Annotated in this window: 23 protein-coding genes; 8 read left to right on the forward strand and 15 right to left on the reverse strand. The window is 73.3% G+C overall.

Translation table 11 applies throughout. The annotated features are described in order from the left end of the window. Entirely contained in the window at positions 1–591 is a 591-nt protein-coding gene (locus QRN56_RS22700) for an ASCH domain-containing protein (RefSeq protein WP_285107125.1), read from the forward strand. 80 nt (positions 592–671) lie between these two features. Here QRN56_RS22700 and QRN56_RS22705 read toward each other — a convergent pair whose 3' ends face one another. Next, positions 672–1178: a pyridoxamine 5'-phosphate oxidase family protein gene (locus QRN56_RS22705; protein ID WP_285107127.1), complete on the reverse strand. Its 507-nt coding sequence runs from the start codon at positions 1176–1178 to the stop codon at positions 672–674. 89 nt (positions 1179–1267) lie between these two features. Between QRN56_RS22705 and QRN56_RS22710 the strand changes: the two genes are divergently transcribed. The 4 genes from QRN56_RS22710 to QRN56_RS22725 all read left to right on the forward strand — a co-directional run bounded on the left by QRN56_RS22710 (position 1268) and on the right by QRN56_RS22725 (position 4674). Beyond that, entirely contained in the window at positions 1268–1666 is a 399-nt protein-coding gene (locus QRN56_RS22710) for a VOC family protein (protein WP_285107129.1), read from the forward strand. A gap of 58 nt (positions 1667–1724) precedes the next feature. Then, the gene (locus tag QRN56_RS22715) at positions 1725–2255 is read left to right on the forward strand and encodes a pyridoxamine 5'-phosphate oxidase family protein (RefSeq protein WP_285107131.1); all 531 of its coding nucleotides are present in this window, start codon (positions 1725–1727) and stop codon (positions 2253–2255) included. A 73-nt stretch (positions 2256–2328) separates the two neighbouring features. Continuing rightward, positions 2329–3387 (forward strand): 3-isopropylmalate dehydrogenase, encoded by a 1059-nt coding sequence (locus tag QRN56_RS22720; protein WP_285107133.1) that lies wholly within the window; start codon positions 2329–2331, stop codon positions 3385–3387. Between the two features lie 156 nt (positions 3388–3543). Beyond that, positions 3544–4674: a branched-chain amino acid aminotransferase gene (locus QRN56_RS22725; protein ID WP_285107135.1), complete on the forward strand. Its 1131-nt coding sequence runs from the start codon at positions 3544–3546 to the stop codon at positions 4672–4674. 19 nt (positions 4675–4693) lie between these two features. On the opposite strand, the gene QRN56_RS22730 is transcribed toward QRN56_RS22725, so the two are convergent. Then, a complete protein-coding gene (locus QRN56_RS22730) occupies positions 4694–5509 on the reverse strand; it encodes a GAP family protein (RefSeq protein ID WP_285107137.1) in 816 nt (271 codons plus the stop codon). Positions 5510–5617: 108 nt separating this feature from the next. On the opposite strand from QRN56_RS22730, the gene QRN56_RS22735 reads away from it, so the two are divergent. Beyond that, positions 5618–7087 carry a sensor histidine kinase gene (locus tag QRN56_RS22735; protein ID WP_285107139.1) on the forward strand — a complete coding sequence of 490 codons (1470 nt, stop codon included), beginning with the start codon at positions 5618–5620 and terminating at the stop codon, positions 7085–7087. Then, complete coding sequence (locus tag QRN56_RS22740) at positions 7084–7743, forward strand: response regulator (RefSeq protein ID WP_285107141.1); 660 nt, start codon at positions 7084–7086, stop codon at positions 7741–7743. Before QRN56_RS22735 ends, QRN56_RS22740 begins: the two co-directional genes overlap by 4 nt. Before the next feature lie 61 nt (positions 7744–7804). Here QRN56_RS22740 and QRN56_RS22745 read toward each other — a convergent pair whose 3' ends face one another. The 11 genes from QRN56_RS22745 to QRN56_RS22795 form a co-directional block, all read right to left on the reverse strand. Next, on the reverse strand, positions 7805–10528 hold the full coding sequence (locus tag QRN56_RS22745; RefSeq protein ID WP_285107143.1) for an FtsX-like permease family protein: 2724 nt from the start codon (positions 10526–10528) through the stop codon (positions 7805–7807). Beyond that, positions 10525–11262 (reverse strand): ABC transporter ATP-binding protein, encoded by a 738-nt coding sequence (locus tag QRN56_RS22750; RefSeq protein ID WP_285107145.1) that lies wholly within the window; start codon positions 11260–11262, stop codon positions 10525–10527. The genes QRN56_RS22745 and QRN56_RS22750 overlap by 4 nt, the downstream gene beginning before the upstream one ends. Beyond that, positions 11259–11840: a PadR family transcriptional regulator gene (locus QRN56_RS22755; RefSeq protein ID WP_285107147.1), complete on the reverse strand. Its 582-nt coding sequence runs from the start codon at positions 11838–11840 to the stop codon at positions 11259–11261. The genes QRN56_RS22750 and QRN56_RS22755 overlap by 4 nt, the downstream gene beginning before the upstream one ends. 147 nt (positions 11841–11987) lie before the next feature. Then, positions 11988–12572 carry a DUF6069 family protein gene (locus QRN56_RS22760; protein WP_285107149.1) on the reverse strand — a complete coding sequence of 195 codons (585 nt, stop codon included), beginning with the start codon at positions 12570–12572 and terminating at the stop codon, positions 11988–11990. A gap of 122 nt (positions 12573–12694) precedes the next feature. Beyond that, positions 12695–14095, reverse strand: coding sequence for an alkaline phosphatase family protein (locus QRN56_RS22765; RefSeq protein WP_285107151.1), 1401 nt, complete (start codon positions 14093–14095; stop codon positions 12695–12697). Further along, the gene (gene eboE / locus QRN56_RS22770; protein ID WP_285107153.1) at positions 14092–15297 is read right to left on the reverse strand and encodes a metabolite traffic protein EboE; all 1206 of its coding nucleotides are present in this window, start codon (positions 15295–15297) and stop codon (positions 14092–14094) included. Before eboE ends, QRN56_RS22765 begins: the two co-directional genes overlap by 4 nt. Before the next feature lie 12 nt (positions 15298–15309). Beyond that, entirely contained in the window at positions 15310–16188 is an 879-nt protein-coding gene (locus QRN56_RS22775) for a TatD family hydrolase (protein WP_502928827.1), read from the reverse strand. 2 nt (positions 16189–16190) lie between these two features. After that, complete coding sequence (locus QRN56_RS22780; RefSeq protein WP_285107156.1) at positions 16191–16934, reverse strand: EboA domain-containing protein; 744 nt, start codon at positions 16932–16934, stop codon at positions 16191–16193. Then, positions 16931–17842 (reverse strand): sugar phosphate isomerase/epimerase family protein, encoded by a 912-nt coding sequence (locus tag QRN56_RS22785; RefSeq protein ID WP_285107157.1) that lies wholly within the window; start codon positions 17840–17842, stop codon positions 16931–16933. The genes QRN56_RS22780 and QRN56_RS22785 overlap by 4 nt, the downstream gene beginning before the upstream one ends. Beyond that, positions 17839–18786: an SCO3242 family prenyltransferase gene (locus QRN56_RS22790; protein WP_285107159.1), complete on the reverse strand. Its 948-nt coding sequence runs from the start codon at positions 18784–18786 to the stop codon at positions 17839–17841. The genes QRN56_RS22785 and QRN56_RS22790 overlap by 4 nt, the downstream gene beginning before the upstream one ends. After that, positions 18783–20036 (reverse strand): inositol-3-phosphate synthase, encoded by a 1254-nt coding sequence (locus tag QRN56_RS22795; protein ID WP_285107161.1) that lies wholly within the window; start codon positions 20034–20036, stop codon positions 18783–18785. The genes QRN56_RS22790 and QRN56_RS22795 overlap by 4 nt, the downstream gene beginning before the upstream one ends. Before the next feature lie 396 nt (positions 20037–20432). Between QRN56_RS22795 and cimA the strand changes: the two genes are divergently transcribed. After that, positions 20433–22064, forward strand: coding sequence for a citramalate synthase (gene cimA, locus QRN56_RS22800; protein WP_285107164.1), 1632 nt, complete (start codon positions 20433–20435; stop codon positions 22062–22064). Between the two features lie 86 nt (positions 22065–22150). Here the strand turns inward: cimA and QRN56_RS22805 are convergent, their stop codons facing one another. Then, positions 22151–23068 carry a MurR/RpiR family transcriptional regulator gene (locus QRN56_RS22805; RefSeq protein WP_285107166.1) on the reverse strand — a complete coding sequence of 306 codons (918 nt, stop codon included), beginning with the start codon at positions 23066–23068 and terminating at the stop codon, positions 22151–22153. A 109-nt stretch (positions 23069–23177) separates the two neighbouring features. Further along, on the reverse strand, positions 23178–24317 hold the full coding sequence (locus tag QRN56_RS22810) for an N-acetylglucosamine kinase (protein WP_285107168.1): 1140 nt from the start codon (positions 24315–24317) through the stop codon (positions 23178–23180). Positions 24318–24388: the final 71 nt, after the last annotated feature.

Consider the following 24388-nt stretch of genomic DNA (forward strand, 5'->3'; position numbering starts at 1 on the left):
GTGACCCACGACGTGAACCCGCAGGCCGCGGACGACGACGAGCCGACCTTCGACCCCTCGACCTTCGACCCCGAGCTGGTGCCCGTGGAGGACGAGGAGCTCGCCGCCGAGGTCCTCGACTTCTGGGCGGCCACCCGGCAGTACGCGGGGATGGCGAAGGCGAGCATCGTCGTCGGCCACACGGTGAGCGAGACCGTGCCGCCGCAGGCCTGGTCGTTCGGCGACGAGCCGGAGCTCGCGCAGACGCTCCTCGCGGCGGTCCTGGCGGGGGACAAGACGGCGACGTCGTCCGCCCTGTGGGACTACGACGACGAGGGCGTGCCGCTGCCCGTCGTCGGCGAGCTGTCGATCCTGCTGGACGGCGAGCGCCACCCGCGCGCGCTGATCCGCACCACGAGTGTGGAGACCACCACGTTCGACGAGGTCGACGACGACTTCGCGGCCGCGGAGGGCGAGGACGACCGCACGCTGGAGTCGTGGCGGGCGGGGCACGAGGCGTACTTCCGCCGGACCCTGGGCGAGGGGCGCGAGTTCGCGACGGACATGCCGATCGTGTGCGAGCGGTTCGAGCTCCTGTACCCGAAGCCCTGAGCGGCGCGGGGGCCTGAGCGAGGCCGGCCCACGGCCCGGCGCGTGCTCCGGCGCGCGGGGCGCGGGGCGCGGGCCGGAGGTCAGGCGTCCACGGCCAGACGGCGGTCGATGCCGGTCCCGCGCTCCGGGTCGCTCCCGCGCACGTGGATCTCGGTGCTGGTCACCGTGGCGCGGTAGAGGCGCAGCTCGGCGTCGCCGCTGAGCTCGTCGACGCCGTAGGCCCGTACGCCGCTGCGCACCGACGAGAAGGCGGCGGTCACGGCGGCGGGGAGCTCGGCGTCGGGCACCTGGGCCGCCGTGGCGCCGAGGTAGACGGCGGCCGTGTCGGGGCCCGGGTCGGCCTGGGAGTTGTAGATGACGATCTCGACCCGGGGCTGCGCGGCGACGTTGCGTGAGTGCTGCGCGTCGGGCGACGAGATCCAGTAGAAGTCGCGGTAGGCGGCGTGGTTGTAGAAGACGGGCGAGACGCGCGGTGTGCCGTCCGGCTGGGCCGTGCCGAGGACCATGAAGTGGTTGTCGTCGATGACGCGGTGCGCGATGTCGATGGGCTCCATGGCCGGTGGACGGCCTGCGGGCGGGAAAGTCATCGCGAGCGACCTCGTCGTCGGCGGCGTCGCCCGGGTGTCAGTGGCTCGTCCTACGGTGTGGGCACAGGTCCTGACGAGAGGTGAAGGCGATGGCGCTGCGCTGGTACTCGACCGTGGTGGAGTCCACGGACCACAAGAAGCTGGCCCGCTGGTGGGCCGAGGCCCTGGGCTGGGAGGTCATCTTCGAGCTCGACTCCGAGGCGGTCCTCGTGCCGCCGTGGGCGCTCGAGCTCTCCGACCAGCTCGACTTCCACCAGGTGCCGCCGGGCATGGTGTTCGTCCCCGTCGAGCACCGGAAGACGAGCAAGAACCGTCTGCACTGGGACTTCGCGCCGCACACGAGCGACGACCGGGACGCCGAGATCGCGCGGCTCGTCGAGCTCGGCGCGACGGTGATCGACGTCGGGCAGCCCGCGGACGCGACCTGGACCGTGCTGGCGGACCCGGACGGCAACGAGTTCTGCGTGCTGTCGGCGCGGGACCGGTAGCCCGGGGCGTGCCGGGGACGGCCGATGAGTTCCCGTCCGCGGAGTCGTCCACCGAGGTATGAAGACGAAGAATCTCGCGGAACTCTACGACCTCCCGACCCTGGACTGGGCGCCGGTCGCGGCCGACCTGGTCGGGCTCACGCAGGCGCCGGGTACGGGCGGACCGGACCGGCACTCGCACTGGCTCACCACCGTCAACGCGGACGGCAGCCCGCACGTCACCGGTATCGGCGCCATCTGGTTCGACGACGCCTTCTGGGTGGTGTCGGGCCGTTCGGCGCTCAAGGCCCGGAACCTGGAGCGCGAGCCGCGGTGCACCATCGCGGTGGCGACCGCCGACTACGACACGGTGGTCGACGGCACGGCCGAGCTGGTCACGGACCCCGACGCCGTGGCGAGGGTCTCCCGGCAGCTCAACGACGGCGGCTGGCCGTGCGAGCCGGACGCGTCCGGCGCGGCGCTCACCGCCCCGTACAGCGCACCGTCGGCCGGGCCCGCGCCCTGGCACGTGTACCGGGTGACGCCCACCCGGGCGACCGCGCTCTACGTGCGGGAGCAGGGCGGGGCGACGACCTGGACGTTCGACTGAACGAAGTTCAACAAGTCGTCCATTGGATGAGACCCGCGTCTCAGCCCGGTGGTCGCACGCGTAGGCTCCGGACATGGCACAGGTGGGTACGACAGACGGCATCAACCTCGCGGTGGTCGCGGGTGACGGCATCGGTACCGAGGTCGTGGAGCAAGGTCTCTCCGTCCTCGAGGCGGCACTGGCGCCGTCGGGTACCAAGCTCTCCACCACCGAGTTCGATCTCGGTGCGCGGCGCTGGCACGCGACGGGCGAGACCCTCACCGACGAGGACCTCGAGCGGATCAAGGGGCAGGACGCGATCCTGCTGGGCGCGATCGGCGACCCGTCGGTCCCGAGCGGCGTGCTGGAGCGCGGGCTGCTGCTCAAGCTCCGCTTCGCGCTGGACCACTACGTGAACCTGCGCCCGACCAAGCTCTACGAGGGTGTCTCCAGCCCGCTCGCCGACCCGGGCGAGATCGACTTCGTCGTGGTCCGCGAGGGCACCGAGGGTCCGTACGTCGGCAACGGCGGCGCGCTGCGTGTCGGCACGCCGCACGAGATCGCCACCGAGGTCAGCGTCAACACCGCGTTCGGCGTCGAGCGCGTGGTCCGGGACGCGTTCGCGCGCGCCGCCGCCCGCCCGCGCAAGCACCTCACGCTGGTGCACAAGCACAACGTGCTGGTGCACGCCGGCCACCTGTGGCGCCGTACGGTCGAGGCGGTGAACGCGGAGTTCCCCGACGTCACCACCGACTACGCGCACGTGGACGCCGCGACCATCTACCTCACCACGAACCCGAGCCGGTTCGACGTGATCGTCACGGACAACCTCTTCGGCGACATCCTCACCGACCAGGCCGCCGCGATCTCGGGCGGCATCGGGCTGGCCGCCTCGGCCAACATCAACCCGGACCGCACCGCGCCGTCGATGTTCGAGCCGGTGCACGGCTCCGCGCCCGACATCGCCGGCCAGGGCAAGGCCGACCCCACCGCGACGATCCTGTCCGTCGCCCTGCTGCTCGACCACCTGGGTTTCGCGGCCGAGTCCGCGCGCGTCCAGGACGCCGTCGCCGCCGACCTCGCGTCGCGCGGTGACGTAGTACGCACGACCGACCAGGTAGGCCGCGACATCGCGGCCCGCGTGATCGGGTAGCACGCCTCACGAAGGCGGCGCCCGGGTCTCGCAGACCGATCCCGGGCGCCGCTCTCGTATGTCGGGAGCCGTCCGGGCAGACGTCCGGCTCGGATCGCTCCGCCGCCTTGCCGGGCGTGGAAGACTGACAGCAGCATTCCGGTGAAAGGCATCGACATGACAACTACGACGGACCCCATCCTCCCGACCAGGCTCGAAGACCTGGTGGCACTCTTCGACGTGCGGCCCACCGACGCGCCGACGCCGGACGAGGAGCGCATCGAGGCGCTCCGCGCCCCGAAGTTCGGGACCAAGTTCTCCGACCACATGGCACGCGTCTCCTGGAGCAGTGCCGACGGCTGGAAGGACCGGCGGATCGAGCAGTACGGCCCGCTCCAGCTCGACCCCGCCACGGCGGTGCTGCACTACGCGCAGGAGATCTTCGAGGGCCTCAAGGCCTACAAGCATGCCGACGGCTCGGTCTGGACGTTCCGCCCCGACCAGAACGCCGCGCGCTTTGCCCGCTCGGCGCACCGCCTCGCCCTGCCCGCCCTGAGCGTCGACGACTTCATCGGGTCGCTGGCCGCGCTGGTCCGCACCGACATCGACTGGGTGCCGGACGGCGAGGACTCGTCCCTCTACCTGCGGCCCTTCATGTACGCGTCGGAGGCGTTCCTGGGCGTGCGCCCGGCGCTCGAGGTCGAGTACCTGGTGATCGCCTCGCCGGTGGGCCCGTACTTCGCGGGCGGCGTGCGGCCCGTGTCGATCTATGTGTCCCAGGAGTACCACCGGGCCGGCCCGCCCGGAGGCACCGGCGACGCGAAGTTCGGCGGCAACTACGCCGCCAGCCTGCTGCCGCAGCTCGAGGCGCAGAAGGAGGGCTTCGACCAGGTGTGCTTCCTGGACGCCGCCACCAACACCTACCTCGAAGAGCTCGGCGGCATGAACGTCTTCCTCGTGACGGACGACGGCACGCTGCACACCCCCGAGCTCGGCTCGATCCTGGAGGGGATCACGCGCAGCTCGGTGCTCCAGCTCGCCGCCGACCGCGGCTACGACGTGGTGGAGCGGCGCATCCCGCTCGCCGAGGTCGTGGCCGGGCTCGAGTCCGGAGCGGTCAAGGAGTTCTTCGCCTGCGGCACCGCCGCCGTCGTGACGCCCGTGGGGCGCCTCGCGGGCTCGACGTTCGACCACGAGGTCAACGGGGGTGAGCCGGGCGAGCTCACGATGTCGATCCGCCAGGAGCTCACCGACATCCAGTACGGCCGTGCCGAGGACCGGCACGGCTGGATGCGCCGGCTGGCCTGACCACCGTCGACGCGGTCGGTCAGCCCCAGAGGCGACCGATCGCGTCCCTGGCCACCAGGAACCCCACGATGCCGACCACCCAGGCGGTGGTGCTCGCGGCGTTCCTGGTGAGCCAGCCGTCGAGCCGCCGCAGCGGACGCTCCACGAGCCGCGCGGCGAACAGGCGGGCCGCCGTGAGCACCAGCGCGGGTGCGATCATCACCACGCAGTAGCCCAGGATCCACAGTCCCGACACCGGCCAGTCCGGGCCCTGCGTGCCGATCAGGCCGAGCGCCGCCAGGTAGGGCAGCATCGTCGCGACCTCGACCAGCCCGGCCCCGACCGCCAGCCCGGCCAGCGCCGTACGGCTGCCCGACTCGCTGCCGAGCGCCCGCTCCCGCCAGCGGTTCAGCTTCCCCGGGCGGGGCATCGGGGCGTCCGTCGCCGGGGTCCCGTCCGGTGCCGCCCGGCCCGGCGCGCTCGTGCCCGGTGCTGCATCGGCGGTCACGGCCTCCGCGGTCTTGCTCTCCTTGGACGGCTCCAGCTTGAAGCTCCACGCGAACAGCCCGATGCCGACCAGGAGCTGCGCGACGAGGAACGGACGCGCGCCGGACAGGGAGGACAGCGTGTCGCCCAGCGCGCCGGCCCCGAGCAGGATCGCCAGCCCGACCAGGGCGTAGAAGCCGGCGATCGACCCGAGGTAGACGACCATCCGGCCCAGCCGCACCCGGCCGGGCGCCATGAGCAGCCACACGGGGATCAGCAGGGTGCCGAAGCTCGTCGAGTCGATGAGCGCGAGCACGGCCAGCGCGCCGATCAGCGCGGCACCCGTGAGCTCGCCGGAGATGAGGTCCATGCCGACCAGCCTCATGCCTGCCGTGCGCGAGCACATCCGCCGAACCGCCGAGACCCGATACATCCTTCGGATGACCCGTGGCGCGCGGCATCGTGCTGAGATGGACGCATGTCCCGCCTGTCCGAGCTGATCGCACCCGTCGTCAAGGTCGTCACGGCCGAGGACCGGCGCGGCGACATGATCACGGCGGCGGGAATCCTCGTGACTGCGCTGGCGCTCGACGCGCTCGGTCTGATCCGGACGTCCTGGAGCGGCCTGCCGGACGTACCGTCGTGGTGGTTCGCGATCCCGGCCGCCATCGGTTGCACCGCGCTGATCTGGCGCCGGGTCCGCCCGCTGGCGGTGCTCGGCGTCGCCACCGTCGCCTTCGTCGTCGACGTGGTGCTCGGCGGCAGCGTCGGCCTCATCGTCGTCCTCTGGGAGGCGCTGTACGCCGTCCACCTGCACGGCAGCCGGGTCGCCCGGCACGTCAGCATCGTCGGGGTCGCGCTGCTGACCGCAGCCCTGACGATCGCCATCGCCGTCGTCACCGGGCAGCTCCGGCCCACGGTCCTCGTCGGGCTGCAGGCGGTCACCCTCCTGGTCATGCCCATGTGGTGGGGCACCAACGTGCGGCAGGGCCGCGAGCTCACCGCCGCCGCGCACGAACGGGAACGCCTCGAACGCGAGCGCGGCACCGTGCTCCTGCGCCTCGCCGAGTCGGCGCGGCACGACGCCGTCCGCGCCGAGCGCACCACCGTCGCCCGCGACCTGCACGACGTCGTCGCCTCGCATCTCTCCGCCATCGCCATCACCTCCGGCGCGGCGCTCGCGGGGGCCGACGACCCCGAGCGCGACCGCGCCGCACTGCGCAGCATCCGGGCGGAGAGCCTGGCCTCGCTGCAGGACATGCAGGCGATGATCCGGGTGCTGCGGACCGACACGGAGCCCGGCGGTGCGCGGCCGGAAGGCGCCGGGCCGGGCGACGCCGGGCAGGGTGGCACCGGGCGGGACGACGCCGTGCGGCAGATCGCCGGTCAGAACCGGGACACGAACGGCGCGGGCGGCACAGGGAGCGGAGCCGACCTCGTGGCTGCGTCGCGCGCCGCCCAGCTGGCCCCGGTGATCGAGCAGGCGCGGCTCGCCGGCCTGGACCTGGGCGTGTCCGACCCCGACGGCGTCCTGACGGGCGCGACGCCCCTGCCCGCCGCGGTGGACCACGCGGTGTACCGGGTGGTCCGGGAGGCGCTGACGAACGTCCACAAGCACGGCGGCGCACGGGCCGACCTGAGCTTCGCCGCCGACGGGCCGCTCGAGATCGAGGTGCACGACGTGGGGGCGGTGCACGCCCGGACGGCCCGTCCACGGGCGGACGTCGGCGAAGGCACCGGGATCGGACTGGTCTCGATGCGGGAGCGTGTCGAGTCCCTCGGCGGATCGTTCTGGGCGGGGCCGGGGGACGCCGGTACGCCGTCGGCTCACCGTCGGTCCGGGCCGACGACGGCGGGGTGGCTGGTCCGCGCCGTCCTGCCCCTGCCCGACCGGGCCGGCGCGGGCTCGGTCTCGCCGCAGCGTCCCGCGCCGGGCGTCACCGCATGATCCGCGTCCTGCTCGCCGACGACCACGCGGCGATCCGCGCGGGTCTGCGCATGCTGCTCGCGAACGCCGGAGACATCGAGGTGGTCGGCGAGGCCGGCGACGGTGCGGCCGCCGTGACCAATGCCCGCGCACTGCGCCCCGACGTGGTGCTGATGGACGTTCGCATGCCCGGCACCGACGGCGTGACCGCGACCCGGCAGATCGTCGACGAGGGGCTGTCCGAGGTCCTCGTGCTCACGACCTTCGACCTCGACGAGTACGTGTTCGGGGCGCTGCGCGCCGGGGCGGCCGGCTTCCTCCTCAAGACCGCGGAGGCGTCCGCCCTGGTCGACGCGGTGCGGCACGTCGCGGCCGGCGACGGCGTGGTGGCGCCGGAGGTGACCCGGCGGCTCATCGCCGAGCTGTCCGCGCCGGCCCGCAACGGCGTCGGCCATCGGGGCGGGTCCGGGGCGGCGGCCCTGCCCGCCGACCTGACGCCGCGGGAGCGCGACGTCCTCGCGGGCCTGGGCTCCGGCCTGTCGAACGCGGAGCTCGCCGCCGAGCTGACCATCAGCGAGGCCACCGCCAAGACCCACGTGTCGCGCGTGCTCGCCAAGCTCGGCGTGACGTCCCGCGTCCAGGCGGCGATCGCGGCCCGCGACGCGGGGCTGGCGTGAGGCGGCGCCCTGCCCGGTGGGGACGCCACCCACCCCGACACCCGAGAGCTGGCCGTCACCGCTAACCCAGCCGTCGGGCCAGCAGGCGTCGTGGTCGCGCGGCCAGCCAGGCTGAGGCGATCGCGAGGACCGGGAGCGTCACCGCCAGCCCGAGGAGCCACAGCCACGGGACCTCGACGGCCCATGCCCCCGGGATGTCCGCGGGCACCCATGGCCGCTGGAGCTGGACGAGCGCCGCACCGAGGACTCCGCCCGCGCCGAGCCCGAGGACGGTGCCGACCACGGAGATCGCCCCCGCATGCGCCGCGACGATCTTGCGGCGCGTCCGGGGCGCTGCCCCGACTGCGTCGAGCGTGGCCAGGTCCGGCCGGGACTCCACCGCAGCCAGTCCGGCTGCGAGCCACGTGACGACCAGTGCCACGAGCACCGCCAGCAGGGCGATGACCGGAGCGCCGATCGCATCGGCCCCGGGCTCGTAGCCGAGCTCGGTCCGGGCCGAGAGATGTGTCCGGCTGTCGTCGTCCGATCCGGTCCCGTCCGCGAACGGATCGACTCCCGGCGGTATCGCGATGTCGCCGAGCCGGTGCGACAACGCCTGCGTCTGCGCTGCGGTGGGGATCGTGTCCGTCTCGACGACGAACCGTCCCACCCGGGGCTCGCCGGCCAGGGTGTCGAGCAGCGCCGGTGGCACGAGGGGGAGATTCGGAACGACCTCGGTACCGTCGCCGACCTCCGTGGCGGGAACCCGGACGGTGCGTTCCCTGGGGGGTGCGAACGCCACACCCTGACCGGTCAGGGTGTGGGCCTGGATCCTCAGCCGAGCGGTTCCGTCAGCATCCGTGCTGCCGTGAGGAACTACCGCCCTGCCGTCGCGGAGGGCCGTCACGGCAGTGTCGGCTGCCGTTCCGGTCAGGCCGAGCAGCGGCACGAGGTTGCCGTCGTCCACGACCGGCCCCGCGGGCTCGCCGCCGCCGGGCCACGATCGATCGGCTTCGGTGGTGACGATGACCGTCGTCGGCCACCCGTCGGACGTCTCCGTGAGGACGGGGACCGGGGTGACCGCGGTGACATCCGGGAGCACGTCTCGCACCGTCGACTCGATCTCCGGGCGGAGCTCGGCGAGGTCCAGCGCGGTGTTCGCGTAGACGATCGTCGTGCCGGGCGTCGAGGCGGGTAGGTAAGCGCGCTCCTGGTACCGCGCCTCGGATGTCACGAAGACGAGCCCAGCGGTCGCGCCGGCGACGGCGACGAGAACCGCGGCGACGGCGGGCGACGTCCGCTGCCGGTGTCTGGCGGCGTCCCTGAGGGCGAAGCGGGCGGGCAGCGGGAGCCTGCCCGACAGCCTGGCGAGACCGGCGACGATGCCCCCGGTGGTCAGGACGAGCCCGATCTCCGCGACGACGACGCACCAGGCAAGGAGGACGCCGCCGTCCCCGGCGGTCGCGGCGGCGACGGCGCCGGTCAGGCCGGCTCCTGCGAGGATCACCCCGAGCACGACGGACCAGCCCTTGACCCTGTGCTGTCTGCGCCGCCCGGTCAGCGTGGCGACGACGTCGAGCCGGGCGGCGGCCCGTGCCGGCAGCCACGCCGCCGCGACAGCCACGACCGCACCGAGGAGCACCATCGCGCCGACCCGGGGCCATGGCACGACCACGACCGTGAACTCGAAGTACCGGAGCGGAACGGTGGCGACGGCGACCCCGGCGAGCGCCGCGATCACCGATGCCCCGAGCCCGACGGCGATCGCTGGGATCATCGCGAGTGCACGAAGCGCTCTGGGCGAGGCGCCCTGTGCCGCGGCGACCGCGAGCGAGCGTTCCTGCCGCCGCGCGCTGACGGCGAAGGCTGGGCCGACGATCAGGATCCCTTCGAGCAGCGCGATGATCGTGATGGCCCCGCCGAGGGCGACTTCGTTCGCGTCCAGAGCCTCGTAGGGGTGGTCGAACGTCTCGGCCTCCGGCGGCGGAAGGTGGGTCAGCACCTCCTGGCTGATCACCGCAACGCCGTGCTCGTTGAGCCGCAGCGCGTCGTCCCACGTCACGGGGGTGGGCCCGGAGACGAACCAGCCGACCTCTCCCCAACCGGCGACGTCCACCAGCGAGGGGGACACGTCCTCGGGCGCCGTGTGCACCACTGCGCCGGAGTCCTTGGGCAGGTGTCGGCCGAGCAGCCCGGAGACCGTCAACGTCTCGGTGCTGCCGCTGTCCCGCATCTCGACCACGACGGTATCGCCGACGTCGACGCCGATCTGCGCGGCGACCTCACGTGAGATCGCGATCTCACCAGGTCCGGGGGCGATGCCCGCGCGGAGCTTGAAGGCCGCCGCGACGTCGGCGTCCCTCAGATCGGTCTGCGCCATCTTGCTGGTGAGCTGCGGCCCGGGGCCGTGGAGCACCACCTGGGCGGTCTCGACGGGGACGAGGCGGTCGCCCGGGGGGAGCGCCTCGGCCAGCACCTTCTCGTGCTCGGCTCGTGTCGGCGGCTCGTCGGATTCCGCATCGAGGCCCCAGGTGGCGTTCGTCGCGTCGAAGGTCTGCAGCACGCGCCCGGCGCCCAGGTAGTCGAGCGAGGCCTGCAGGTCGGGGCCCAGCGACTCGTCGCGGACGGTCTCCGGGCTGTCCTTGCTCGACTCCAAGGCGGTGAACGCCGTGGTCCCGGCCAGGACCGGCACCGCCACCATCACGGCCACCAGCGCGGTTCGCCCGAGATGCCGGCGAGCGTCGCGCCGGGCAAGACGCAGCCCGATCCGCCAGCGGGCGACCACGCGGTTCAGCGCCTCGCTCATGCCTCCCACTCCATCAGGTCGGCGGGCTCGCCCAGCGGATCGGCGACACGGCCCCCGGCGTCCGTGCCGGTAACCACACCGTCACGGAGGTGGATCGTGCGGTCCGCCCACGCCGCGTAGCGCGCGTCGTGGGTGACCAGCAGGCCTGCCGCGCCGGAGTCGACCCGGTCGCGCAACAGGCGGAGCACGGCCTCCCCGGTGACGGAGTCGAGCGCGCCCGTGGGCTCGTCCGCGAGGACCAGCCGACGTGGGCCCACCAGGGCTCGCGCGATCGCGACCCGCTGCTGCTGGCCACCGGAGAGGTCCTCCGGGAACCGTCCGGGCGCGACGTCCAGCCCGACGGCCTCGAGCGCCGCCAGGGCGCTCGCCCGTGCCGTGCGTACGGCGACGCCGTCCAGCTCCAGCGGCAGCGCCACGTTCTCCAGCGCGGTCAGCGCGGGGATCAGGTTCAGGTCCTGGAACACGTAGCCGACGTCGCGCCGCCGCACCTCGGCGCGGCGGCGTGCGTTCATCGCGGTGACGTCCCGTCCGGCGACGAGCACCCGGCCCGACGTCGCCGAGTCGAGACCTCCAGCCACGTTGAGCAGTGTCGACTTGCCAGATCCTGACGGGCCCATCACGGCGACGAGCTCACCCTCGCGGACCGCGAGGTCGACGCCGCCGAGCGCGTGGACCTGTGTGGGCCCGCGTCCGTGGACGCGCGTCACGTTCGTCAGCTCCAGTACCACGGTCATCGTGTGTTCCTCTTCGGTCGTTCGGACTGAGGTGTGGCGGCGACCGTCGCCTCGACGTGGTCCAGCCAGCGCGTTTCTGCCTCGATGGCAAAGATCTGGGCGTCCAGGATCAGGGCCCGTGCCCGGTCGGCCAGCGGATCCACATCGCGTTTCGCCCGGGTCAGCGCGCGCAGTGCGCGCATGGTCTCGGACCGCTGCTCGCGTACCACTGCGGCCACATCGATCCCGGGAACGGTCACGGCCAGTGCAATCTTGATCGCCAGCTCGTCGCGTTCCGCCTTGCCGCGGTGGACCGGTGTGGTCCACCAGCTCACGGCGGTCTCGCGGCCTGACTCCGTGAGGTGGAAGCGTTCGGCCGGGCGGTGGGAGGCGAGGACCGATGGTGGATCGCCGTCCGTCGCCTGGTCGTCGACCGTCTCGACGAGGCCGTCACGATGCAGCCGGTTGAGCGTGGTGTACGACTGGCCGATGTTGAGCGGCCAGGAGCCGCCGGTGCGGCGTTCGAACTCCTGGCGGAGCTGGTAGCCGTTCATCGGCTGTTCGCTGAGCAGGGCGAGGAAGCCCTGGCGGACGGACACGCAACCTCCAGTGGTTACCGGGTAAGTATCTGCGGGCAATACTTACCCAGTAAGTATTGCCGCGTCAACGAGTGGGCGGCATCCGGTCCTGGCATGCGTCAGGCCCCCGGATCGGTCGAGCGATCCGGGGGCCTGAAGAGGGGGGCGTCAGCCGGCCGTGCGCCGCACCACCGTGCGGCTCAGGGTCCCCGTGAGCAGGGAGTACACGGCGGAGCCGATGATGACCCAGACGATCGCGGCGAGGACCGCCGGCACGAGGTCGGCCTGGCCGGCGAACGGCACCATGGCGAGGATCACCGTGGCGAGCGCGACCACCCAGCCGAAGAACGCCCGGGGGCGCGGTGTGCTCAGGACCAGCAGGTAGAGCACGATCGCGGCCAGGAGCGCGAAGAGCGCGCCCGCCACGACCCAGGCCATGAGGTCGGAGCCCGTGCTGAGCAGGTCGGCCTGCGGCTGGATCTCTAGGTTCAGCACCTCTTCGAGGATGAAGCTCGCGGCGAGCCCGATGAGGGCGGCCACCAGCATCGTGGCCAGGGCGCCTGCCCAGTACCGGCCGACCTCCAGGCCGAGGCGCGGGTTCTCGGTGCCCGTCGTGACGGGCTGGGCCCGCGCGTCGGCGGGCGGCTGGCCCACGGGCTGCGTCGGCACCCCGGGCGTCTGGGCCGGCGGCGGGTAGGCCGGCGGCGGCTGCTCGCCGTAGTCGGGGTCGTAGGGGCGGTTCGGGTCGCTCATCGCGTTACCTCCCGGTTTGTGTAGCCCTATCTCCACTAGACCACGGATCGGTCGAGACCGCACGGCGCACGTGTCAGGCCCTCAGGTCACCGGGGTGACCTGAGGGCCTGACAGAGCACGGGTCAGCGCACCCCCTGCAGATCCAGGACCAGGCCCTTGACCGCCGACGCCGGCACCTGGCCCGCGTCGGCCTCCACCCAGTGGGACACCGCCTCGGGGATCCGCGTGTCCGAGCACAGGACGAGCGGGGTGTCCTCGGCCGAGTCGGGCAGCCGGCCGTGCGTGCCGCGCACGTACGAGGCGTCCAGCGGCGTGGTGCCCATCGCGTACCGCAGGCCCAGCTTCTTCCGCACGAGGTTCAGGCCCGCCTTGGTCTTGGCCAGCGGGTCGGCCGGGTCGAAGAACAGCTCGGCGGGGTCGTAGCCGGGCTTGCGGTGGATGTCGACGCCGCGTGCGTACTCGGGCGCGCGGTCGTCGTCGAGCCAGAAGTAGTAGGTGAACCAGGCGCCCGGTTCCGCCACGACCACCAGCTCGCCCGCCCGCTCGTGGTCCAGGCCGTACTTGGCCTGCGCCTCGCGGTCGAGCACCTCGTCGACGCCGGGTACCTCGCGCAGCAGGGCCGCGACCCGGGCCAGGTCGGCGGGGTCGTCCACGTAGACGTGCGCCACCTGGTGGTCCGCGACGGCGAACGCGCGCGACGTCCACGGGTCGAGCTGCTCCCGGCCGTCCTGCACGTAGACCTCCAGGAGGCCCTCGCGGCGCAGCACCCGGTTGATGTCCACCGGCCGGTTGGCCGGGGAGATGCCGTACTCCGACACGGCGACGACGGTGACGCCGGCGGCCTCGGCGTCGTCCAGCAGGGGCGCGAGGGCCGCGTCGAGCTCGGCCGCGGCGCGGTCCGCCTCGGGCGAGCGCGGGCCGAACCGCTGCAGGTCGTAGTCGAGGTGCGGCAGGTAGGCCGTCGTCAGGTGGGACGACCTGGTGCGCAGGAGGTGCCGGGTCACGTCGACGATCCACCGCGTCGAGGCGATCGATGCCGTGGGGCCCCAGTACTGGAACAGCGGGAAGTCCCCGAACCGGCCCACGAGCTCGTCGTGCAGCTCCGCGGGCCGCACGTACCCGTCGGCGGACTTGCGGCCGTCGGCGTGGTAGATCGGGCGCGGGGTGACCGTGACGTCCGTGGACATGCCCATCGCGTACCACCAGCACACGTTGTCGGCGCGGTAGCCCGGGTCGTGCCGGCGGCCCGCCTCCCACAGCTTCTCGCCGTCCACCAGCTTGTTGTGCTGCCGCCACAGGTACACGTCGCCCAGCTCGCGGAAGTACCAGCCGTTGCCGACGATCCCGTGCTGCGCCGGCATCAGCCCCGTGAGCATCGTCGACTGCACGCTGCAGGTCACGGCGGGCAGCACGGTGGCCAGCTCGGACTGCCAGCCGGACGTCGCGAGCCGGCTCAGCCGCGGCATGTGGGACAGGGCGCGGGCGGTCAGACCGACGACGTCGAGCAGCAGGACGGGCTTCATGCGTCCACTCCTTCGGTAGCTGTAGCGGCGGCGACGGGCGCCGTGAGCAGGTGCTTGCCGGCCCAGCGCAGCTCGGCCGCGATCCCGGCGACGAGCTCGTCCGCGCCGTCGGGCAGGGTGTCGGGCGGCAGCACCGACCAGGTGTACGTCTCGACGTCGAGGTGCGCGTCGGCGCCGTGCGGCGCCTCGCGCACCGCGGCGACGGCGTCGCGCAGCACGTCGGTGGTCGCGACCAGCGGCGCCGCGGGCTCGTGGTGCAACGGCACGTGGAAGTGCACCCGCCACGGCCCGTCGCCCGGCAGGCCGGGCCGCCGCTGCTCGTTCCCGAGCGCCACGGGCAGGTCGTCGGAGGCCAGCACGTCGCCGGCCGCCGTGAGCTCGCGCACCTGGTGCAGGTAGCGCTGCTCCACGAACCGCCCGACGGCGTCCCGCGCACCGGGCGCGGACGGGTCGGCGACCTCCAGGGCGGCCGAGGCCTGCACCTTGACCACACGAAGGCCCGCGTCCGTGATGCGGCGGACAGCGCCGGCCGGGTCCGCGAACGAGACCGCCAGGTGGCAGGTGTCCAGGCAGACACCGACGTGCTCGGGATCGATGCGCCGGTCGTCCGGGTACTCGGAGCCGGTGCGCGGGGCGAGCCACGCGACGACGTCCTCCACCGTGTCGAGCACGCACCCCGGCTCCGGCTCGACGGCGACCCGCACCGTGCGGCCGGTGCGCCGAGCGAGCTCGCGCAGCTCGGCCGACAGCGTGGCGAAGGCCCGGGTGGCCTCGTCGTCGTCGGCGCGCGTCCAGGGCGCGCGCCAGGCCAGCGGCAGGGTCGAGATCGAGCCGTCGGTGCCCTCGGGCAGCAGGTCGGCCAGCACCCGGGCGCAGGCGAGCACGTAGTCCAGCCGGGCTCGTTCCGCCCACGTGGGGGAGTACACCGCGAGCTTGACCACCTCGCGGTGGAACCCGCCGTAGGGGAAGGCGTTGAGGGTGTGCACCTGGAGCCGGTGCTCGGCGAGCGCCGCGCGCAGGCGGTCGCGGTCCGCCGGGGACGTGTCCAGGCGGTGCGCGAGCTCGGCGGGCAGCCACAGGCCCACGCCGAGCGTGTCGAGGCCCGCGGCTTCGCGCACCGGTCCGGCGTACCGGGTGAGCTGGTCGATCACGCCGTCGAGGTCCTCGGCGGGGTGCACGTTGGTGCAGTAGGAGAGCAGCATCTGGGTGTCCCTTCAGGCCCGCGCGCCGCGCAGCACGGACGATCCCTCGAACTCGACGCCGGGCGTCGGCGGCTCGCCCGCGCTGAACCCGGGGACCGGGTCGAGCACGAGGTTGCCCGACTGCTCGTAGAAGGCGACCGGATTGCGCCACAGCACCTGGTCGACGTCGTCCTCCGAGAAGCCGGCGGCCAGCATCGCCTCGCCGGTCCGGACGGTCTTGAGCGGGTCGGATCGCCCCCAGTCCGCGGCGGAGTTCACGATCATCCGCTCGGTCCCGTACTCCTGCAGCAGCGCGACCATGCGGTGCTCATCCATCTTGGTGTCGGGGTAGATCGAGAACCCGGCCCACGCTCCGGCGTCGCGCACGAGGGCGACGTTGGTCTCGTTGAGGTGGTCCACCAGCACCCGCTCCGGCGCCAGCCCGGACTCGCGCACGACGTCGAGCGTGCGGCGCGTGCCGGCGAGCTTGTCGCGGTGCGGCGTGTGCACCAGGACGGGCAGCCCGGCCTCCTCGGCCATCCCGAGCTGGGCGGCGAACACCTCGTCCTCCTCGGGCGTCATCGAGTCGTAGCCCACCTCGCCCACGGCCACGACGCCGTCCTTGAGCAGGTAGCGGGGGATCTCGGCGAGCACCTCGCGGCAGCGGGGGTCGTTCGCCTCCTTGGGGTTGAGGGCGATCGTCGCGTGGTGCCGCACGCCGAACTGGGCGGCCCGGAACCTCTCCCAGCCCAGCAGGGAGTCGAAGTAGTCGGTGAACGAGCCCACGCTGGTGCGGGGCTGACCCAGCCAGAACGCGGGTTCGACGACGGCGCGCACGCCCGCGGCGTACAGGGCCTCGTAGTCGTCGGTGGTGCGGCTCGTCATGTGGATGTGCGGGTCGAGGATGCGCAACGTCACTCCTTCGTGCTGCTGAGCCGGTCGTTCGTGGGCTGGTCGTTCGTGAGACGTGTGTTCGTGAGCCGGTCCAGGTCGGCCGGGACGGACCGTCCGGCCGCCCGGCGTTCCGCGGCGAAGTCGCGGGCCATGCGGCCCAGCTCGTCGTCGGCACGGCGGTCCAGGTCGCTCGCGGCCGTCAGGCTCACGCCCTGGAAGACGAGCTTGAGGATCGCGTGCCGCCACGTGTGCTGGTCCAGGTGCCGTGCCCCGAACGGGCCGACGGCGGCCGCGACCAGGCTGGGGTCGTTGGCCCGCAGGGCGTCGGCGGCGAGCTCGAGGCCTGCCGTGACGAGCGCGGTGGGCTCGCCGACCGGGCCCAGGTCGCCTCGTTCCGTCAGCGCGTCGAACCCCCGCAGCACGCCGCGCCGCTCGGCGCCGTCGCCCTGCCGGTACAGGAGCACCAGGCGGTCCGCGCAGTCCTTGTCCGCGTCCGCGCCGACGCAGGTACCCATGCCCATGCCCACGCCCACGGCGTCGGCCAGCGCGACGACGAGGGCGGCGCGCGCGGCGTCGTCCACCGTCCCGTGCACGACGCCGCCCGGGTCGGTGTCCGGACGCAGCGGGGCACGCCCCACCCTGCGGGCCGCGAACGCGAACGCGCGGGTCACGCTGTCGGGATCACGCGCGACCCCGGCGAGCGCCTCGTCGAGCCAGACGGCGCCGGGTGTCCCGGCAGGTATACCCGTGGTGACAGTGTTCATGACAGGGCCCCTTCGCTGCTGGTCGTGGCGGTGCGAGCTCGGGCGCGGGCGCCGGTGACGTCCGCCCACGCCCGCATGAGGGCGGCCCGGCTGTCGCGGGCGAGCCGGGGCGCGTCGTGGGAGTGGCGGGGCAGCTCGACGGCGGCGACCCCCGTGTAGCCGATGTCGGCGAGCGTCGCGAGCACGAGCGGCAGGTCGAGGTCGCCCTGGCCGAACGGGCGGTGCTCGTGGTGCGTGCCCGGCATGTCGTCGAGCTGCACGTTGCTGAGGTACGGCGCCGCGGCGCGCAGCGCGCCCTCGACGCCGTCCGGCTCGACCACCAGGCAGTGCCCGACGTCGACGGTGATCCCCAGCTCGGGCGGCGTACCCAGGTCCGCCAGGAGCCGCAGCGCGTCGCCGACCGTCTCGACGAGCATCCCCGGCTCGGGTTCGAGCGAGAGGTGCACCCCGCGCTCCCCGGCGTACTCGACCAGGGCGCCGACGCGCTCGTGGAGGCGGGCCCAGCCGTCGGCGGCGCTCGCGTCGTCCGGCAGGATGCCGGAGAAGAACGAGACGCACCGGGCGTCGAGGTCCGCCGCGATCTCGACCGCGCGCTCGAGGTACCGCATCCGCAGGGCGGCGTCCCGGTCCACGAGGGTGGGCCGGTGCTTGTGGAGGGGGTCGAGCAGGTACCGCGTGCCGGTCTCGACGACCGCCGCGGCCCCGGTGCCCCCGCGCATCCGCCGCAGGTGGGCACGCAGGGCCCGGACGTCGTCGCCGGCCAGCGGCGCGAACGGGTCGAGGTGCGGAAAGCCGAGCGTGACCGCGACGGCGGCGTAGCCCACGTCGTCGAGCACGTCGAGGGCCACCCGCAGGGGGTGGTCGCCGAAGCCGTTGGTGCCGTAGCCCAGCAGGAACGGCGGTGTCACGTGATGCTCACCCCGGCGCGGCCGCGTGCGCGAGCCAGCAGGCGCAGCCCCTGGCCCACGGCGGCGACGCCGGCCAGCAGCGCCGTCGTGCCCAGGCTCCCCGAGCGGGCCGCCCAGGCGGCCTGCAGCGGGACCATCGCCTGGATCCCGGCCCGCGTGGCGGTGCGCGCGTTGGCGGCGGTGGGCCGCGCCGCCGCGCGCACCTGCCCGGGCAGGGCGGCCGCGGCGTAGGCGGTCGCCGCGGCGACGGTGGTCCAGCGTGCGACCGGCCGACCCGCCGTGGCGGTTGCCGGGACCGCGGCGGCGGCGACGGCGCCCGCGACCGTCCCGGCGGCGACACCGCTCGCGACCCGCGTCGACGTACCGTGCACCTCGCCGCGCGAGAGCACGGTGACGCCCAGCGTGTGCGCGGTCAGCCCCGCGGCCGCCGGGAGCGCCGAGCGCAGGCGCCCGGGCGTGGCGCCGAGCAGCACGTCGAGCCCGCGGCACGCCGCCATGACGAACGGCCCGGCGGGGCGGTCCTTGGCCACCAGGTCGTAGGTCCAGACGCAGGCGGCCAGCGGCAGGGCGACGCCGAGCGCGCGCCGTCCGCCCGCGATGCCCGCGGCGGCCACGCCGCCCGCGGTGAGCGCCCCGCCGATCGCGAGCGCGGCCCGCGGCGTCACCCGGCCGGACGGGATCGGCCGTTCGGGCCGCTCGACGGCGTCGACGTGCCGGTCGGCGTAGTCGTTCAGCGCCATGCCGCCCAGGTACAGGCAGGCGGAGGCGACGGGCAGCAGGAGGTGGCGGGCGCGCAGCGGCGTCGGCGCGCCGTCGCGGGTGCCGGCGCGTGCGGCGGCCAGCCCGGCCAGCGTGTCGCCCACGACGCTCAGGGCCGCGGGGGCCCGGACCAGCTCGGCGACGTCGGCGAGGCCGGGCGGCCGCACCGTCAGCCGGGGCCTCATCGTCCGGCCCGTGCCGAGGTGGCGCGCACCCAGTCCTCCACTGCGCGGGCCTGGTCGGCGGCGTCGTGCACGTCCGAGCCCCACGGGTCCTTGAAGAAGAAGCCCAGCTCCGGCACGGGCCCGCTGATCCCGGCGGCGTGCGCCAGCGCGAGCAGGCGGGCCAGGTCGAGCACGAGCGGGGCGGCGAGCATCGAGTCGTGCGCGCTCCACGTGGTCTGCAGCGTGAGCCGCGACCCGAGGAAGCCCTCGACGTGCACGTGGTCCCAGGCGACCTTGGTGTCGCCCAGGTCGGGCACGTTGTCGATGTGCAGGGGAGTGGTGTCGCTGCCGGTCAGCGCGGTCAGCCCGCGGTTCTTGCTGGCGAGCTTGCTGCGCACGGCGTCGGGGTCCGCGAGGGTGGCGCCGTCGCCGCCGCCCAGCAGGTTGGTGCCGGCCCACGACAGCACCTTGAGGCCGCGCGCGGCGAACGCCGGTGCCAGCACGGTGCGCAGCCACGTCTGCCCGGTCTTGCCGTCCTGCCCTGCCACGGGGATGCCGCGCTGCCGGGCGAGCCGGGTCAGCGCGGGCAGGCCCATGCCCGCCGACGGCGTGAAGGCGGCGTACGCGGCTCCGGCAAGGATCGCCGCGTACGCCGAGACGGAGGACGCGGGAAGCACCGCGCGCGCCGGGTCGGCCAGGGCCGTGAGGAGGGCGTCGACGTCGTCGTGCTCGGGCGCGGGGTCGACGGGCGGCTCGGTCGAGGACAGGTCGATCACGACGACCCGCGCCAGGTCGTGCCGCTCCTGGAACGACGTGATGTCGGCGGCGAGCCGCTCGGCGACCGCCTGCTGGGAGAGGCCCGCGCCGTCGTCCGTGTCCGTGTGCGCCGCGTGCGGGTCGTACCCGGGGCGTACCTCGGCGTCCGCCCGCTCCAGGGCGTCGTGCGTGGCGGCGAACAGCCGCGGCCCGATCATGCCCGTCTCGACGAGGCACTCCGCGCGCTTGGTCATGGTGACCGACGAGATGTCGTGCCCGCCGACCACCAGGTCGGCGAACGCGGGGAGGCCCGCCGAGGCGAAGGGCTCCCGCGCGGTGACGCAGCCCGTCGGTGGGGCCTGCCCCTCGGCGATGGCCGCGAGGCCCACCGTGGCCGTACTGGCCACGGAGCCGCGGGCCCCGACGAACCAGATACCGGTCCGCGCAGAGGCATGGTGGCGTGCAGAGGCGTGGTGCATCATCGCTCCCCAGTCCGACGACGTCGTCGCGAGCACGCTAGTCCCACTTATGGCGATTGGCAAACAAAAGTTCTGAGATCGTCGGGAGAAGAGAGATTTCCGACAAGGCCGCAGTTACCGGGCCAGCCGCCACGGGTGCCACGTGCCTGGCCGCCGACGCCGCCGCCGACGCCGCTGCCGACCCGCTCCTGACTCCGCTTCTGGACACCACTTCCGCGTGCCGCCGCGCTGTGGCACTATGACCCGCATGACTGAGTGCCTCACCCCGAGCTCCACCCTGCGACAGGTGATCATCATTTCGTAGCGCGTCCGGCGACACCCCACCGGACGCGCAGACCTTCCACACCCGGAGGGTCTTTTTTTGTTGGTCCGACCGTCTGGCTTCGTGCCGGGTTGTCGGACACATCGCCAGACACATCGTTGGGAGCATCGATGACCACCGCCTCGTTCCAGGTGTACGACACGACGCTGCGCGACGGCGCGCAGCAGGAGGGCATGAACCTCTCCGTCTCCGACAAGCTCGCGATCGCCGCGCTGCTCGACGAGCTCGGCGTGGGCTACATCGAGGGCGGCTGGCCGGGGGCGGTACCCAAGGACACCGACTTCTTCGCCCGTGCCGCCGCCGAGCTGACCCTGAAGAACGCGGTGCTCGCGGCCTTCGGCGCCACCCGCCGGGCCGGCGTCCGCGCGGGCGACGACCCGCAGGTGCGTGCCCTGCTCGACGCGAGCACCCCCGTGGTCACGCTCGTGGCCAAGTCGGACGTGCGGCACGTCGAGCGCGCCCTGCGGACGACCCGCGCCGAGAACCTCGCGATGATCGCCGACACCGTCTCCTTCCTCGTGGCCGAGGGGCGCCGGGTGGTGCTGGACGCCGAGCACTTCTTCGACGGCTACCGGTACGACGCGCAGTACGCGACCAGCGCCGTCCACACGGCGTTCGAGGCCGGCGCCGAGGTGGTCACCCTTTGCGACACCAACGGCGGCATGCTGCCCACCTGGGTCGGCGAGATCGTGGCCGAGCTGCGGGCGGGCACCGTGGTCGGGCCGGAGCAGCGGTTCGGCGTGCACGCGCACAACGACACCGGGTGCGCGGTGGCCAACTCGCTCGCCGCCGTCGAGGCGGGGGCCACCCACGTGCAGGGCACGGTCAACGGGTACGGCGAGCGCACGGGCAACGCCGACCTGGTCACGGTCGTGGCCAACCTGGAGCTCAAGCGCGGCATGTCCCTCCTGGCGGACGGCGGCCTGCGGGAGGCGGCCCGGATCTCGCACGCCATCAGCGAGCTCACGAACATCTCGCCGTTCGCCCGGCAGCCCTACGTGGGGGCGAGCGCGTTCGCCCACAAGGGCGGCCTGCACGCCAGCGCCATCCGCGTGGACCCCGACATGTACCAGCACACCGACCCCACGCTGGTGGGCAACGACATGCGCATGCTCGTGTCGGACATGGCGGGCCGGGCCTCGATCGAGCTCAAGGGCCGCGAGCTGGGCTTCGACCTCGCCGGCCAGGGCGAGCTGCTCTCCCGGGTCACGAACCGCGTCAAGGACGACGAGGCCGCGGGCTACACCTTCGAGGCGGCCGACGCCTCCTTCGAGCTGCTGCTGCTGTCCGAGCTGGGGCAGCGGCCCGACTTCTTCACCGTCGAGTCGTGGCGCACCATCGTGGAGACCGTTCCCGCGGGCGCGGCCCCGCCGTCGGTCCACGCCCCCGACGCCGTCGCGGTGGCCGAGGCGACCGTCAAGATCCGGGCGGGTGGCGAGCGGATCGTGACGACGGGAGAGGGCAACGGCCCGGTCAACGCGCTGGACCAGGCGCTGCGCACCGCGCTGTCCCGGGTCTACCCGGAGCTCGCGCGGTTCGAGCTCATCGACTTCAAGGTGCGCATCCTCGACACCGAGCTCGGCACCGACGCGATCACGCGGGTGCTGATCGACACCAGCGACGGCGAGCGGTCCTGGTCGACGGTCGGCGTCGGCCCCAACGTGGTCGAGGCCGCGTGGGAGGCGGTCACGGAGGCCTACGTCTACGGCCTCCTCAAGTCAGACGTGGAGCCGCGTCCCTGACGCCAAGACGTCGAGTGCGGGGTGTCTGTGGGACCAACGGCCGTCGGTCCCACAGACACCCCGCACTCGACGAGGTGGAGAAGTGGTCAGGCGACCGGCGCGGCGGGGGCCGCCGACCGGTCCACCTTGGTGGTCCCGAAGTCGAGGCGCTGGTCGCGCACCGCGTCGTACGTCGCCTTGATGGCGATGGACGAGCGGTCGTAGGTGCGCTGCGCGACGCGGACGAACAGGTAGTCCACGACGGTGAGCTGCGCGATGCGGCTCGACATGGCACCCACCCGGAACTGCGTCTCGCGGGCCGTGGTGGCCAGCACGACGTCGGACACGAGACCGATCGGCGCGTCGGGGAAGTTCGTGATCGCCGCCGTGAGGGCGCCACGCTTGCGCGCGATCTCCAGGGCCTGGTTGGTCTCGCGCGTCTGACCGGAGTGCGAGACCGCCACGGCCACGTTGCCCGGCTCGAGCAGCGCCGAGGAGGCGAGCTGCTGGTGCGGGTCGGGCGAGCTGAACACGAAGACGCCGATGCGCTGCAGCTTCATCGCGAGGTCGGCGGCGGCGAGGTTGGACGATCCGACGCCGTAGACGTCGACCCGCTTGGCCTCGGAGATCGCCACCGCCACGCGCTCGATCGCGTCCGTGTCGATCATGCGGGCGGTCTCTTCGATGGTGCGCGCCTCGTGGAACGCGATCTTGGAGACGACGGCCTCGATGTCGTCGGTCTGGTTGATCTCGCCCTCGGCGATGCCGGACCGTTCCATCTCGACCTCGCGGCGGCTGGTCGCCTGTGCCAGGTCGATCCGGAACTCGGGGTAACCGGCGTAGCCGACGGCACGGCAGAACCGCACCACGGTGGCCTGTGACGTGTCCGCGTGCCCGGCGAGCTCGGTGATGGTCGAGGCGACGACGGTGTTCGGGTCGTCGAGGACCGTCTGCGCCACTCTCGCCTCCGCTGGCCGCAGCGTCGGTAGTGCGCGCCTGAGTCGGACGAGGACGTCACCTGTCATGTCGCATCTCCCGGGATGGTGTGGTGAGGCTGGGTCGAGAACATACACCCGTACCGGGGATCCGGGCACAGCACGTCAGTGAAGGACCACGCGGGTGAACTGCCGTCGTTCACTGAAGCTCGTCACCAGGCAGGTCGGTCGCCGAGAGCTGAGCGGTGAGGATGTCGGTGCCGCCCACGTCCTCCGGGGTGTCGCGGCTGGTGTGGTGGCCGTCGACGCGGATGGTGAGCCACGGCCGGAACCCCGTCACGGAGTGGGGCGCCTCGCGCAGCCGGCGGGCCAGGTGGAGCGCACCGTCCAGCGGGGAGCCTCCGCTCGGTACGAGCGAGACGTCGGGACGGTCCTCCGAGAGGTGCTTGGTGAGCGACACCGTGAGCGGCGACTCCTCCTGGACCAGGCGACCGGTCGTGGAGGCCAGCGGCGGGATGTCACGGCCGAGCGCGCTCGCCAGCGTGTCGGCGAGGTGCCGCCCGGCCTCCTCGAGGATCCGGATCGACGTGGGGTCGCCCTCGGCGGCGGCAATCATCACCTCGGGCGCCATCGACGCGAGCTGCTTGGCGCGCTCCGCGTTCTTGTAGAACTGGTTGGGCCAGCTCTCGATGAGGCCGAACTTGGCGACGGCCGCCTCGAGCAGGCGCTTCGACGCACCACGGCTCGCGCCGTCGTGGTAGCGGCCCGCGGCGCGCAGCGCCTCGCCGCCGACCCAGACGCCCGCGCCCAGGTCGCCGAGCAGGTGTCCCCAGCCGTCCGCGCGGCGCCAGCGGTTCACGCCGTCGTAGCCGAACGCCACGGCGCCCGTGCCGACCGACAGCACGGCTCCGGCGCGCCCGCGCAGGGCGCCGAGGTGTGCGGTGAGTGCGTCACCCGCCACGGCGGTGCGGTTGGTCCGCAGCTCGCGGGCGAGGATGTCGTGGATCTCGAGCGGCTTCTCGACCAGCGAGGTCAGGCCGGTGATGCCGACCGCCGCGGAGGAGACGGGTGCGGTGCTGCCGTCGCTCATGCCGTGGTGGCCCATCCGGGCGGCCCACGCGTTGAACGACTGGCACAGGGAGGCGACGACGGCCGAGGCGTCGCTGCCGTGGTGGTTGACCTTGACGGCGCGGCCGCTGAGGCTGATCCGCTCGGGGTTCACGGAGTTGCCGAACTCTGCGACCAGGCGCGAGCCACTGCCGCCTACGTCGAGAGCGACGACCCAGGCATCAAAGCCCTCGACCGCCACTCCATCAAATCCCTGTGAGTGTTCCGACACCAGGTCATTCTGACACGAAACCAGGGCAAGGTTGTCTAAAGAGAAGAGGAAATTCTGGTCTGTTCTGACGC

It is taken from the genome of Promicromonospora sp. MEB111, from assembly GCF_030209445.1.
Lineage (GTDB): Bacteria > Actinomycetota > Actinomycetes > Actinomycetales > Cellulomonadaceae > Promicromonospora.

Coding starts and splice junctions, on each gene's coding strand:
- QRN56_RS22705 (WP_285107127.1), bottom strand. CDS start 1,178: ATGACTTTCCCGCCCGCAGGCCGTCCACCGGCCATGGAGCCCATCGAC.
- QRN56_RS22710 (WP_285107129.1), top strand. CDS start 1,268: ATGGCGCTGCGCTGGTACTCGACCGTGGTGGAGTCCACGGACCACAAG.
- QRN56_RS22715 (WP_285107131.1), top strand. CDS start 1,725: ATGAAGACGAAGAATCTCGCGGAACTCTACGACCTCCCGACCCTGGAC.
- QRN56_RS22720 (WP_285107133.1), top strand. CDS start 2,329: ATGGCACAGGTGGGTACGACAGACGGCATCAACCTCGCGGTGGTCGCG.
- QRN56_RS22725 (WP_285107135.1), top strand. CDS start 3,544: ATGACAACTACGACGGACCCCATCCTCCCGACCAGGCTCGAAGACCTG.
- QRN56_RS22730 (WP_285107137.1), bottom strand. CDS start 5,509: ATGGACCTCATCTCCGGCGAGCTCACGGGTGCCGCGCTGATCGGCGCG.
- QRN56_RS22735 (WP_285107139.1), top strand. CDS start 5,618: ATGTCCCGCCTGTCCGAGCTGATCGCACCCGTCGTCAAGGTCGTCACG.
- QRN56_RS22740 (WP_285107141.1), top strand. CDS start 7,084: ATGATCCGCGTCCTGCTCGCCGACGACCACGCGGCGATCCGCGCGGGT.
- QRN56_RS22745 (WP_285107143.1), bottom strand. CDS start 10,528: ATGAGCGAGGCGCTGAACCGCGTGGTCGCCCGCTGGCGGATCGGGCTG.
- QRN56_RS22750 (WP_285107145.1), bottom strand. CDS start 11,262: ATGACCGTGGTACTGGAGCTGACGAACGTGACGCGCGTCCACGGACGC.
- QRN56_RS22760 (WP_285107149.1), bottom strand. CDS start 12,572: ATGAGCGACCCGAACCGCCCCTACGACCCCGACTACGGCGAGCAGCCG.
- QRN56_RS22765 (WP_285107151.1), bottom strand. CDS start 14,095: ATGAAGCCCGTCCTGCTGCTCGACGTCGTCGGTCTGACCGCCCGCGCC.
- eboE (WP_285107153.1), bottom strand. CDS start 15,297: ATGCTGCTCTCCTACTGCACCAACGTGCACCCCGCCGAGGACCTCGAC.
- QRN56_RS22780 (WP_285107156.1), bottom strand. CDS start 16,934: ATGAACACTGTCACCACGGGTATACCTGCCGGGACACCCGGCGCCGTC.
- QRN56_RS22790 (WP_285107159.1), bottom strand. CDS start 18,786: ATGAGGCCCCGGCTGACGGTGCGGCCGCCCGGCCTCGCCGACGTCGCC.
- cimA (WP_285107164.1), top strand. CDS start 20,433: ATGACCACCGCCTCGTTCCAGGTGTACGACACGACGCTGCGCGACGGC.
- QRN56_RS22805 (WP_285107166.1), bottom strand. CDS start 23,068: ATGACAGGTGACGTCCTCGTCCGACTCAGGCGCGCACTACCGACGCTG.